Source organism: Streptomyces sp. WZ.A104, assembly GCF_002382885.1.
GTDB lineage: Bacteria > Actinomycetota > Actinomycetes > Streptomycetales > Streptomycetaceae > Streptomyces.
Genome location: NZ_NWVL01000036.1, coordinates 39,911 through 52,092 on the forward strand (window position 1 = coordinate 39,911; position 12,182 = coordinate 52,092).

The 12,182-nt window shown below is 67.0% G+C and carries 9 protein-coding genes; 5 read left to right on the plus strand and 4 right to left on the minus strand.

Annotated features, from left to right (window positions below):
* Window positions 1-19 precede the first annotated feature (19 nt).
* The 3 genes from CIB93_RS20170 to CIB93_RS20180 form a co-directional block, all read right to left on the minus strand.
* Entirely contained in the window at window positions 20-895 is an 876-nt protein-coding gene (locus tag CIB93_RS20170) for an excalibur calcium-binding domain-containing protein (protein WP_096628629.1), read from the minus strand.
* 175 nt (window positions 896-1,070) lie between these two features.
* Entirely contained in the window at window positions 1,071-1,964 is an 894-nt protein-coding gene (locus CIB93_RS20175) for an endonuclease/exonuclease/phosphatase family protein (protein WP_096628670.1), read from the minus strand.
* A 225-nt stretch (window positions 1,965-2,189) separates the two neighbouring features.
* Window positions 2,190-2,828, minus strand: coding sequence for a TetR/AcrR family transcriptional regulator (locus CIB93_RS20180; protein WP_096628672.1), 639 nt, complete (start codon window positions 2,826-2,828; stop codon window positions 2,190-2,192).
* A 65-nt stretch (window positions 2,829-2,893) separates the two neighbouring features.
* On the opposite strand from CIB93_RS20180, the gene CIB93_RS20185 reads away from it, so the two are divergent.
* The 5 genes from CIB93_RS20185 (at window position 2,894) to CIB93_RS20205 (ending at window position 8,629) form a co-directional block, all read left to right on the plus strand.
* Complete coding sequence (locus CIB93_RS20185) at window positions 2,894-4,345, plus strand: MFS transporter (RefSeq protein ID WP_096628631.1); 1,452 nt, start codon at window positions 2,894-2,896, stop codon at window positions 4,343-4,345.
* Complete coding sequence (locus CIB93_RS20190) at window positions 4,345-5,580, plus strand: FAD-dependent monooxygenase (protein ID WP_096628632.1); 1,236 nt, start codon at window positions 4,345-4,347, stop codon at window positions 5,578-5,580. Before CIB93_RS20185 ends, CIB93_RS20190 begins: the two co-directional genes overlap by 1 nt.
* 140 nt (window positions 5,581-5,720) lie before the next feature.
* A complete protein-coding gene (locus CIB93_RS20195) occupies window positions 5,721-6,176 on the plus strand; it encodes a hypothetical protein (RefSeq protein ID WP_257002262.1) in 456 nt (151 codons plus the stop codon).
* Between the two features lie 8 nt (window positions 6,177-6,184).
* Window positions 6,185-7,990 (plus strand): alpha/beta hydrolase, encoded by a 1,806-nt coding sequence (locus CIB93_RS20200; protein WP_096628675.1) that lies wholly within the window; start codon window positions 6,185-6,187, stop codon window positions 7,988-7,990.
* Between the two features lie 174 nt (window positions 7,991-8,164).
* On the plus strand, window positions 8,165-8,629 hold the full coding sequence (locus CIB93_RS20205) for a hypothetical protein (RefSeq protein WP_257002263.1): 465 nt from the start codon (window positions 8,165-8,167) through the stop codon (window positions 8,627-8,629).
* Window positions 8,630-8,954: 325 nt separating this feature from the next.
* Here the strand turns inward: CIB93_RS20205 and CIB93_RS20210 are convergent, their stop codons facing one another.
* Window positions 8,955-12,092 carry a DUF3427 domain-containing protein gene (locus tag CIB93_RS20210; RefSeq protein ID WP_096628634.1) on the minus strand — a complete coding sequence of 1,046 codons (3,138 nt, stop codon included), beginning with the start codon at window positions 12,090-12,092 and terminating at the stop codon, window positions 8,955-8,957.
* Between the last annotated feature and the right edge of the window lie 90 nt (window positions 12,093-12,182).

Below are 12,182 nucleotides of genomic sequence, written 5' to 3' on the forward strand. Positions count from 1 at the left end.
AGCCCCCGGGCCCCTGCCTCTACTCGCAGGCGACGCCGTCCCCGTCGCGGTCGAGGTGCCGGCCGTAGCCGGGCTCCCCGGCGTGGATGGGCGCGGCGCCCGCGGCCCGTACGGCGGTGCAGTTCGCGTAGTACGTGCTGCTGCCCCCGCCCCCGCCACTCGTACCACCACTGCTCGAACCGCCGCCGCTCCCGCCGGAGGAGGACGACGACCCGCCGCCCCACGGCTCGCAGCCCACGCCGTCGCCGTCGCGGTCCAGGTGGGGCGCGTAGCCGGGGTCGCCCTTCTCAACGGGTGCGGCCCCGGCGGCGCGGGCGGCGTCGCAGTTCTCGTAGTACACCGGCGCCGCGGTCGTCGCCTTCGGCGTGGGCTTGGCCGTGGGCTTCGGGCTCGGCTTCGGCGCGGTCACGTCGATGCGGACCACGGCCGTGGCGGCAGGTACGTCGGTCCCGGTGACGAGCACCCGGTACGTGAACGTGTCCTCGCCTGCGTACCCGGTCGCGGCGGTGTACGCGACCGAGGCCCCGGACACCGTGGCGGTCCCGTGGCCGGGGGCGGTGGCGACGCTCAGGGTCAGGTCATCCGGGTCGTAGGCGTCGAGCAGGGCCGCCGCGTCGCCGCTCTCCAGGGTGATGGAGTCGTTGTCCAGGACGTCGATGTCCAGGCTCTTCCCGGCCACCGCGCGCTGCTCCTCGTCGTCCATGAGGGCCAGGGCCCGCTGCACGGAGGGCGATGGACTGGCCGACGCGGCGACCTTGGCGGCACCCTTTCCGCCCCCGTCGTCCGTATCGCCGCCGCCCCCGCACCCGGCGAGGAACAGCGCGAGCGCGACGGCCCCCACCGGTATCCGGAGGAAGTCGCGCCTCGGCTGCCGTGACTGCTTCGTCGTCTGCATGTGTTGCCCCCAAGGCGGAACTCGGCGCTGTGGTGCGGTGGAGCAGCCGATGCTCGCAGCGGGCCCGGGGCGGTTTCAGGGGCATGGGGGAAGCGAAGCGGAATTGTGATGAAAGCATGGACGAACCATGGAGGGGCCGGAGGCCGGTCAGCCGTGGGCGGTGCCCCACTCGCCGTCAGCGTGGGGACTCCAGGCTGACGCGGGCAGCGACCGGCAGGTGGTCGCTGCCGGTGGCGGGCAGGGCGCGGAGGTGACCGACGGTGGCCGAGCGGGCCATCACCTGATCGATCCGGGCCACCGGGAAGGAGGCGGGGAAGCTGAAGGCGAACCCGCGCTCGGCAACGTTCAACTGCGAGGCGAGAGGCCTCAACCCCCGGTCGTCGACGGCCCCGTTGAGATCCCCGAGCAGAATCAGCGCCCCGGTCTCCTCGGCGGCGATGGCCCGCCCCAGCAGCCGGGCGCTCTCGTCCCGCCAGGCGGACGCGAGACCGCCCGTCCCGATGCGCATGGAGGGCAGGTGGGCGACGTACGCGGCGACCTCGCCGTGCGGCGTACGGGCCACGGCCCGTAGCCCGCGGCTCCATCCCTCCGCGATTCCGTCCGGCTTGATGTCCACCGACCGCGCTCCGGACAACGGGTACTTCGACCACAGCCCGACGGTGCCCCGGACGGCGTGATGGGGGTACTCGGCGGCCAGCGTCCTCTCGTACACCGACAGGGCCGGAGGCACCAGCTCCTCCAGCGCGATGAGATCGGGTCCGGCGGCGGCCAGCGCACGGGCCGTCCCCGCCGGGTCGCGGTTCTCGTCACTGACGTTGTGCTGTACGACGACGAGGTCCCGCGCACCGGGATCGGCCTCCGGCAGGAGCAGCGCGCCGAAGGAATGCGTCCAGACGGCCACCGGCAGCAGCACCGCCACCAGGGCGATCGCCGACCGCCGCACCAGGGCGAGGACCAGCAGCAGGACGACGGCCAGCCCGGCCCACGGGAGGAAGTTCTCCACCAGACTGCCCACCTGCCCGGGCGAGTTGGGAATCCACCGGTGGAGGCCCATCACCCCGGCCACCATCACCGCGAGCCCGGCGAGCACCGCCCCCCGCCGCCCGCCGCCCGCGCCGAAGGCGACCCACCCGGCCGACGGCGCCCCACGGCGGCTCGCCCGCTCCCGCAACTGAAACCGCACCCGCTCCACCACGTCTTTCTGTCCGCTGCCCGTTCCCTGGTCCGTAACTTCGTAGGACGAGCCTCCAGGGGGGAACGGTTTCCGCTCGGCCGGGCCGACCGTGCCGCGCCCCTACGGGGAAGGGGTTCGGTAGGCCCGGAGGAAGGTCCGCACCCCCTCGACGACGAGTGGCCGGACGCGGGAGTCCTCCGCCGCGTTCGCCGAACCGAGCCGGTCCAGCGCGACGCCGAAGGTCAGCGCGAGGAACTGGTCGGCCGCTAGCCGGGGGTCGGGGACGTCGAGCAGCCCGGCCGCGGCGAACGCGGCGAGTCGCTCGGCGATCGCCTCGTCGGGGGTGTCGGCCATGGGGTTGTAGTCCTGGTGCGGCAGGTGGCCGGATTCCGCCCGGACCAGCCGTCGCAGCGTGGCGTACTCCGCCGAGCCGAGCATGTCGGTCGCGATGCGCATCGAGAACGTGACCAGTGCGTCTTCGAGACCGGCGGCCTCGGTGCGGTCGGTGAGGGTGTCGTCGAGGGTGCGCCGGACAGCGGTGACCAGTGACTGCCCGACGGAGTCGACGACCGTTCGCAGCAGGGTCTGCTTGTCGCCGAAGTAGTCGTAGACCGTCCGCTTGGACACTCCGGCCCGGGCGGCGACCGCGTCGACGCTGGACCGGTCGAAACCGTCGGTGAGGAACAGCTCGCGGGCCGCCGAAAGGATGGCGGCCCGCTTCGGCGCGGACCCCTCGCGCAGGGTCTTCGTGGGCGGCATGAGCACATCGTAACGCTTCTACACTGCACGGTGTAGTGTAGAAGCGTTGACGGAAGGGACTGTCCATGACGGGAACGAACGCACCAACCGGCTTAACCGGCTCAACCTCAACCCGCTCAACGGAAAGCCAAGCTCCCCCGGTTCGTATCGGAAGGGCCGCCGTCGGCGCCCTCGGCGCACTGGCCGTCGCCACCGGCGCCCTGGAGTCGGTGGTGACACCGACGCTCCCGCTCCTGCAACGCGAGCTCGCGATGAGCCCATCCGAAGGGGCGTTGCTCAGCGTCGCGCTCCTCGTCACCGGCGCGCTCGTCACACCGGTCGCGGGCAAGTTCGGCGACCGCTACGGCGGGAAACGGGTCCTGATCCGTCTGATGGCGGTGGTCTGCGCCGGTGGCCTGGTCTCCGCCCTGGCCACCGGCCTGCCGATGCTGCTGCTCGGTCAGGTGCTGCAAGGGGCCATGGTGGGCGCACTGCCCCTCTCGTTCATCCTCGTGCGCAAGCACCTCCCCGAGGGGGCGTCGAAGGTGGCCATCGGGGTGGTCAGCGGGCTGTTCGTGGGCGGCGGGATGGCGGGCACCCTGTCGGCCGGACCCGTGGCCGAAGGACTGTCCCGGCACTGGATGTTCGCGCTGCCGACGATCGCGGTCGTCGGGGCCACCCTGCTGGTGAACCGTCTGATGCCGAACGATCCGCCGGCCCGGCCTGACGATGCCGGGGTCGACTGGCCCGGCCTGGTCCTCCTGAGCGGGACCCTGGTCACGCTCATGCTCACCCTCGCGCTGGCGGCCGACCTCGCCTCCTCGCAGCCCCTCGTGCTCGGCGCCCTCCTCGTGATCACGGCCGCCTGCGCGATCGGATGGGCGGCGGTGGAGCGCCGCGCGGCCTCGCCGATGGTCGATCTGCGCATGCTGGCCCGGCCGGTGGTGTGGAAGTCGTGCGTGCTGACGTTCGTGCTGTGCGTCGGCACCGCGGTGCCGGTCCATCTCGTCCCGCAGCTGTTCGCGGTGCCCTCCGACGCGTACGGCTTCGGGGCCGACGCCACCCGGATCGGCTTCTTCCTGCTGCCCGGGGCCGTGGTCGCGTCGCTGGCCGGGCCGATCAGCGGGCTCGGGGCGCGGCGCTTCGGCCCGCGTGCCGTGGTCACCGCGGGGACAGTCATCATGGCCGCCGGCCTGTTCGGCCTGGCAGCCGTGCACAGCGAGGTCTGGCACCTCGTCCTCGGCAAGGCGATGATCGCGCTCGCCAACGGACTGATCGTCACGGCGATGGTGACCAGCGCCGCCACCACCGTCGACCGGGGCGACACCGGCATCGCCACCAGCCTGGTCCTGGTCACCCGCGTGATCGGTTACGCCGTGGGCGTGCAGATCAGCGGCGCGATCCTCACCGCCGGCACCCCGCCCGGGTCGGACGTCCCGGCCGAATCCGCCTTCGTCACCGGCTTCGCCCTGGCCGCCGTCGTCACAGCGCTGTCCCTCCTGGTCACCCGCACCATGAGCAAAGGAGCCGAAGAGTGATGCCCCGCATCGATCTGCCGAGCGGCAACCGAACCACACCCAGGCGCACCGCCCTGATATCCGGGGCCGGCATCGCGGGGCCTGCCCTCGCCTTCTGGCTGAACCGTTACGGCTTCGAGGTCACGGTGGTCGAGAAGGCGGACACCCTGCGCGGCGGCGGCTACCCCGTCGACGTACGCGGCACCGCACTGGAGGTCGTCCGGAGGATGGGAATCCTGCCGCGACTGCGGGACGCCCACATCGACCTGCGCCGGCTGACCTTCCTCGACGAGGACGGCGGCGAGGTGGCCTCCCTCGCCCCGCACACCGTCACCGGAGGCGTCGCGGGCCAGGACCTGGAGGTGCCGCGCGGGGAGCTGACCCGCGCTCTCCACACGGCGGTCCGCGACGACGTGGAGTTCCTGTTCGGCGACTCGATCGACACCCTCCACACCCTCGACCGGCCGGACCACGGGGTCGGCGTCACCTTCCGCCGGGGCGGCAGCCGTACGTTCGACCTGGTATTCGGCGCGGACGGCCTGCACTCGCACACCCGCCGACTGCTGTTCGGCCCCGAAGAACAGTTCCACAGTTACCTCGGTTACTGCTTCGCCGGGTTCACCATGCGCAACACCCTCGGCCTCTGCCGCGAAACCGTGCTGTGGAACGCCCCGGGCAGGGCGGCGGCCCTCTACGCGGCGGGCGACAACGCCGACGAGGTCCACGCCTTCCTAAACTTCACCCGCCCGACCCCGCCGTTCGACGCCTTCCGGAACCCGGCAGCCCAACGGGCCCTGCTCACCGAGGTCTTCGCCGAATCGGCCTGGCAGATCCCGGAGATGCTCACCACCCTGCACATCGCGGACGACCTCTTCTTCGACGTGGTCAGCCAGATCCGCATGCCCCGCTGGTCCAACGGCCGGGCCGCCCTGGTCGGCGACGCCGCGTACGCCCCCTCGCTCCTCACCGGCCAGGGCACCAGCCTCGCCCTGGTGGGCTCCTACATGCTCGCCGCTTCCCTGGCGGCCCGGGACCACACCACGGGCTTCGCCGCCTACGAACACGACACCCGCGCATTCGTCACCCTGAACCAGGACCAGGCAGGCAAGGGCGCCGCCGCCCTCTTTCCCGCCACGGCCCGCGCGTTGGAGCAGCGAAACAGGGGGCTGCGCGAGCTCAGCACAATCCCGCCACAAAAAACCGGCCGCCCGGCCCATTCGGCCCTCGCCTTGCCCGAGTTCACCGATGTGGCCTGATCCCTTTGGCCGACAGCGGAAGTCTGGCAATGGCAAACCCTGTGTTTGATTTGTCCCGTCGACGCCGGAGAGAATGTCCACTCGGCCCGAGGCGCCCGGGAACAGGGCACGGGAAACGGGGATGTGGGGAGAGTTTCGCGGTGGCGTGGGACGAGTGGGAGCAACTGAAAGCCGATGCGTCGGCGCACGGTACTGTCCACATGCAGCTGAATCGGGCCCCGTCGGAGGACAGGGCCTCAGCTGGGCCGGCCTCAGGGGATCTGAAGACGAACAAAAGGGCATGGGTGAAGGCCGGCGAGGGCGTCTTGGGTCTCAAGGACGGTGTTGGCAAGGCGTTGACGAAGCTGACCGAGGGGCAGACGGGGCTCGGTGACACCGGGGGATGCCGGAGCGCCGCGGCGCAGAAGGAGCTCTACGACTCCTGGAAGAAGTACGTCGGCGACGTGAGCGGCCGCTGTGACACGTTGGGCGGGCTGCTGCAGAAGGCAGGCCACGATCTGTCGAAGTCCGAGCAGGAAGTCAAGGCGGAGCTGGACAGGCTCGCGGTGAGGTATCGGGACACCGAGGCCGTTGGCGGCCAGGCAAAGGAGCGGTGATTCAGCTCATGAACCTGGCCACGTTGAAAGCCTTCAAGCCGTCCGAGTACGAAGAGGCCGCGGACGGATACCGGGCGACCGGTGACATGGCCTCCACGGCCAAGGACACGATCGACAACCAGATTAGCGCGGGGGTCCGCAACCAGCTGCAGGGCGAGGCAGCGAAGGCTGCTCTCGACGAGCTCAAGAAACTGTCGGCGAATTTCCACTACGCGCAGACCGAGTGCGGCCTGGTGAGCACCGCGCTGAGTGGTCTCGCATTCGACATGGCAGCGGCCAAGCGGAAGCTGGAGGCGGCTGTCGAGGACGCCCGGGCCGACGGTTGCTCGGTCAACCCCGACGGATCCGTTTCGTATCCGGCAGGCAAGAAGCCCGGTGACGAGAAGCCCGCCGACGGCGGCACGGTGACCGGGAGCGCCGGGGGCAGCCCTATGTCCGACGCGCTGGAGCGCCAGGCGGCCAACATCCACCCGAACCCGAACTACGGCAGGGCGATGGCCTATGCCAACCGGATCGCCGACGCCTTGAAGGAAGCCACGGACGCGGATGCCAAATGGGCACCGAAGCTGCGTGCGCTGAAGGCCGACGACGACTTGGTCGTCTCCAAGCGCGACTGGGCCGACACACAGTCGGACCTGGGAGGTGTCCGCGAGGCGGGCAAGGGCTACCTCGACTCCCTCCCGGAGCCGCCGAAGGACGGCAGCCCGAAGGACAACGCGTCATGGTGGAAGGGGCTCGCACTTGAGGAGCAGTCCGCTCACCTAGCTTTGAACGCTGCCGTGGTCGGAGCGTTGGACGGTCTGCCTGCTGAGACTCGTGACGAGGCCAACCGTGCAGTGCTGGCGCAAGCCAGGGCACGTGTAGAGCTGGAACTCGAAAGGATGCCGGAGCCCACGAGGTACTCTCCCAACCCCAACGGCACCTACCCGGCCGTCATCCAGAACGACAATTGGACCAAGTGGCACGAGAAATATGGTGAGCGGCACGCGGAGCTCATCAAGTCTCGTGACGGGATGAAGAGCATTCAGGAGCGCTTCGACTCGACCGGCATCAAGGGTCTTCCCGAGGCGTACCTGCTTGGGTTCAGCACGGAAGGCAACGGTCGTGCCATCGTCGCGAACGGGAACCCTGACACGGCTGATCACCAGGCGGTGTACGTACCGGGCACGACGTCGAATCTGAGTAGCATCAGTGGAGATATCAATCGGATGGCAAATGTGTGGCGTGTGGCCACCGACGAGGCTGATGGGGCATCGGTTTCCACGATTACGTGGCTCGGATATGACGCACCGCAGAGCATCGTGAAGGATTCGCCATTCAGTCATTACGCGGACGACGGTGCGCCTGCCTACAACCGCTTCCTCGACGGCCTCGACGTCTCGCATACAGCCGAGTCGGACCCGCATCGCACGGCAATCGGTCATTCGTACGGAACGACCCTCATTGGTTCCGCAGCCCGGCAGGGTGAGCTGAACGCGGATGATGTGATCCTTGCCGGCAGTCCTGGGGTCCAGGTCAGCAAGGCCGAGCAGCTGGATGTTCCGAAGGGGCACGTCTGGAACCAGGAAGCGGACTGGGACGTGGTCCCGGACATTGGTCGATTCGGTCATGGGGGGAACGACCGGGACGGCGTATGGATCATCCCAAGTGACCCCGTCTTCGGCGCCAATCAGATGACGACAGACACCAGTGGCCACAGTGACTACTGGAAAGAGAACACCCAGAGCCTCCGGAATCAGGGCCTGGTGGTCGCAGGGCACGACGACGACGTCAAGCTCGAACCGCTGCCTTCTGCATACACAAGGGCGCGATAGAGCTTCAGGCGTACGACGGGACGCCAGACCATCTGAGCACCAGCCCACGCGACTACCGACCGTATCGACCGGCCCGTGTTCCGGCCCGACCCACTGAGGCTCATCGTGAAAACCAGACTGGGCGCACAAGCGCTCACCTTGTTCATCGCTCTCACTACCCTTACCGGATGCAGCATGACTGACGCCAAGAAATCCGATGACCTACCCTTGGCAGGTACCAGCACATCGCTCGCTGCCGCTGACGAGGCAGAGAAAGTCTCCAGTGAGATTTACGATTTGATCGGCATTAGAGGCAAAGGGTCAGATACCGGCCCGGGCGTCTCGGAATGTGGCGGGAAAGATCCTGACAAGTACTTTCAAATCTTTCACCCTTGGAGCTTCACTCCAGAGTCACCCAGTCAGCTCGATGATGTGATGGAGCGGCTCAGGGAAGAACTTCCCAAGCATGGCTGGAAGATCGTTGAGTATGGGCACGACACGAGTAAGAACAAGAACATCAACCTCACAGCTGACAATGACAAGAAGAAGCACAGTGTGAATATCACCCACTATGCGAAGCGAACCCCCCCGAAGCTGAGCCTGACGGTCGTCTCCGGGTGCTATCAGACTCCGGAAGGCCAGAAGGTCCAGCGGTTCTGAGGCCATTGCGCCCTCGGGTGTGCCTGGGCGCGGCTCTACCTCCGCCCCCACGCCGCCTGGTGTGCCAACCCGGACTCTCGGCTCTACGAGGTCGGGGGCCCGTTCCGTGTGCACGTCGGGGTTCGTGGCGATCACCCGCTCGCCGCGGACCACGCCGGTGTTGCCGAGCTCGCGCATGGGGCGTTCGGCGGTGCACCGGGCCACCGGGACGCGCTGGGGGCCTCTTCAGCCACGATTTGAAGCTCAGTAGTCTGCCTCGGACGCCATTGCTACACCCGGCCACGCGAAAGCCCGCGTTGAAGCGCCTGCCTTCGCGTTGAGCTGGTCAGCTGGCAGCGATTGCTGAGTAGGTCAATACATCGGCCGGAATCTGATGAGAGAGCTTCCACTCGATCGCCATAGGGTTACTTCCCGTGTGCTTAACGTACTCCGCTGGGCCCAACAGCATCCATGGCTGGGGGCCGCCGATATCTGTCTTCTTGTATCGGCGCACGAAGAGGAGGACGTGAGTGCCCTTCTCCTTGTGGGTTTGATAGCGGATGCCGGTGGTTGAGCTCTCCGATGTCTGGTTCTGTGACTCCCAGTGAAATAGTGAGTCGTTGAGGGCGTAGTCCTTGTAGCGAGTCTCGGGTGAGAAGTCCTTCTCGTCTTTCTCTAGGGTGACGAGCAAGGCGTCGGTTTGGATGTTCTCGCACCACTTCACGCCCTCGCGGAAGTGGCCCGGCTTGAAGCCGTCCACCGCGGCCTGGCCCAGGGCGGGCAGGATCTCTTCGCGGCTGTACGAGGCGTGGACGGTCAGCGGGATGGCGGCGTGTGTGCCGAGGAGCGGCGCTGGAACATGGTCGGCGTGCTGTAGAACGTGGGCGAGTACTTGCCTCAGCTCGTCGCGGAACGCGTGCTGATGGTGGAGTGAGTCCAGCCCCGCTTGGTAGCTGGGGAAGCCACCGCCCAGCGGCCAGAGCGAGAAGAAGAGCATGCGGGCGTACCCCCGCTCCTGCTCGCTGAGTTCGTCGTAGGCGGGAGCATCATCGGCGAGCAGCTTGCTGTATACCGTAGCGCGCAGTGGGTCATCGACGTGCAGGAAGGCCGATACCCGCTTCAAGAGTGGCAACTCGCCATCAGGGCCGACGGCGTCCAGCAGCTTCGCTCGACGCAATAGGCCTGTCCACGAGTTTCCGTTGCCGCGGTATAGCTCCTTGAGTTCCCGGCCACTCTCCTTGAGGAAGTCTGCAAGGCGTGGCGTCGCGTAGGAAGCAAGTTCGCGGGCCAGCTGTGTGACATTGACTGCGATCTGTGTGCGAATGTTGTCAATGATCAGTTCCTTGGCCTTCGTCTCAAGGATGATCTGGCAGCCGGAGGGCAGCTGTGGGAAGTCCTGCTCGATGTTTTTGAGGAGTCGGTTGCGCGTCAGGTTCGTCAGAGCGCGGAACTGTTCCTCGAAGCGAAACTCCTTGCGGTGCTGACCGATGAAGTCCAAGACGGTGAGGACCGCCTTGTCCTCAGTGCGACGCAACCCGCGGCCCAACTGCTGAAGGAAGACCGTGGCGCTGGACGTGGGGCGCAACAGGAGCAGGGTGTCGACGTCTGGGATGTCGAGGCCCTCGTTGAACAGGTCGACGGAGAAGATGACTTGGAGTGCTCCGGAGCGCAGGTCGTCAAGGGCGGTCTTGCGGTCAAGTGGCGGAGTTTCGCCGGATAGTGCGACGGCCTTGAGGCCTGCCCGTCGGAAGAAGTCAGCCATGAAGTGCGCGTGCGCGACCGACACACAGAATCCCAGGGCACGCATCGAGTCAGGGTCGGCGACCTTGTCCTTCACCGCTTGTACCACGAGCCGAGCTCGTGCGTCGTTGCCTGTGAACAGATTGCTTAGCGCTGTTGAGTCGTAGGCTCCACGTTTCCACGTGACAGCGCTCATGTCCGTGTTGTCGGTGACGCCGAAATAGTGGAAGGGGCTCAGGAGCTCGTTCTCCAGCGCCTCCCAGAGCCGCATCTCCGCCGCGATTCGGCCATCGAAGAACTCGTCCTGGATGTTCAAGCCATCCATGCGTTCCGGGGTTGCGGTCAGACCCAGGAGTTCCTGAGGCTGGAAGTGGTCCATGACCTTGCGGTAGGTAGGCGATGTGCCGTGATGAAACTCGTCGATCACGATGACGTCGAAGTGATCCGGAGCGATACGGTCCAGGGCCTGCGTGGCGAGCGACTGGACACTGGCAAATACGTGGTTCCAGCGGTTAGGGATCTCGCCGCTGAACAACAGCTCACCGAAGTTTGCATCGATAAGGACGTTCTGGTAGACGCGCAAGGATTGTTCAAGGATCTCCTTGCGATGCGCTACGAAGAGTAGTCGCAGGTCGCGGCCGAGCGTCTGGCGTAGGCGCTTGTAGTCCAGAGCCGCCATGACGGTCTTCCCGGTGCCTGTAGCTGCGACCAGGAGATTTCGGTGCCGGTCGTGCACCGTGCGTTCGACTTCGAGGCGTTCGAGCATGTCCCGTTGGTGTGGGTACGGTCGAACCTCCAGACCGGAGAGGGTGATGCTCGTAGCGCCGGGGCGACCGCTGCCACCGGCACGGGACAAAGCGTCGTCCAGCCGCTGTGCGTCCTTGTCGGGGTCGTACGGCTCGAAAGAGGGCTCACTCCAGTACGCGTCGAAGGTTGCCTCGAACTTGCGGATCACCGAGGGCGTAGCGACGGAGGAAAGGCGAACGTTCCACTCAAGCCCATCCAGAAGCGCTGCCTTGGAGAGGTTGGAGCTGCCGACGTACGCCGTGTCGAAGCCGCTGGCACGGCGGAAGAGCCACGCCTTGGCATGTAGACGGGTGGAGCGGAGCTCATAGTTGACCTTGACCTCAGCGCCGAAGTCTCGTACCAGGCGGTCTAGAGCGCGTCGTTCGGTGGCGCCGATGTAGGTCGTTGTCAGCACACGGATGGGGACGCCGCGGTCGCGCGCCGATGACAGGGATTTTTCCAGGACGCGAAGACCGTGCCACTTCACGAAGGCGCACAGGAGGTCGACGCGGTCAGCTGTGGCCAGCTCGGCGCGCAGCTCGAAGCCCAGACTGGGGTCCTCGGGGGAATTCGTAATGAGCGCTGTCTCGGACAACGGCGTTGCGGGGCGTATCGCGTAAACGCCTGGTGCCTCCTGCTCCGCGACGGCGAGCAGCTGTCGCGGTCCATCAGTGATGAGATCAACCCACTCTGTCGCACCCTCGATGGTGTTGAGCGATTCCAGAATGTGATTGGCCGCAATCACCTGCTCGGCTGGGGAGAGGCCCTGGAGTACCTGCCGCACCGTGGTGCCGATGTGGCGGGAAAGCACATGGGGCGCCGATTCTTGGCCGACTGAGGCATCGATGGAGCGCCAGCCCGTTGCGTCGAGCTGCTTCATCCGTTCCGCGAGTCGATGCGTGATGAGCGACTCGTAGAGCCCAGCAACTGGTGCGTTGTCCGAAATGCCGTTGGGCATGCCTAGAGTCCCCCTCATTTGGCTGCGTACTACATGTGCAGTTGTACCAAGGAGGACCGACAGCCGGAGCGATGGTTGCCAAGAACGAGC

What these genes read in the sequence shown, in the direction of transcription:
- CIB93_RS20170 (WP_096628629.1), bottom strand. Translation starts at nt 895, where the DNA reads ATGCAGACGACGAAGCAGTCACGGCAGCCGAGGCGCGACTTCCTCCGG.
- CIB93_RS20175 (WP_096628670.1), bottom strand. Translation starts at nt 1,964, where the DNA reads ATGGTGGCCGGGGTGATGGGCCTCCACCGGTGGATTCCCAACTCGCCC.
- CIB93_RS20180 (WP_096628672.1), bottom strand. Translation starts at nt 2,828, where the DNA reads ATGCCGCCCACGAAGACCCTGCGCGAGGGGTCCGCGCCGAAGCGGGCC.
- CIB93_RS20185 (WP_096628631.1), top strand. Translation starts at nt 2,894, where the DNA reads ATGACGGGAACGAACGCACCAACCGGCTTAACCGGCTCAACCTCAACC.
- CIB93_RS20190 (WP_096628632.1), top strand. Translation starts at nt 4,345, where the DNA reads ATGCCCCGCATCGATCTGCCGAGCGGCAACCGAACCACACCCAGGCGC.
- CIB93_RS20200 (WP_096628675.1), top strand. Translation starts at nt 6,185, where the DNA reads ATGAACCTGGCCACGTTGAAAGCCTTCAAGCCGTCCGAGTACGAAGAG.
- CIB93_RS20205 (WP_257002263.1), top strand. Translation starts at nt 8,165, where the DNA reads ATGACTGACGCCAAGAAATCCGATGACCTACCCTTGGCAGGTACCAGC.
- CIB93_RS20210 (WP_096628634.1), bottom strand. Translation starts at nt 12,092, where the DNA reads ATGCCCAACGGCATTTCGGACAACGCACCAGTTGCTGGGCTCTACGAG.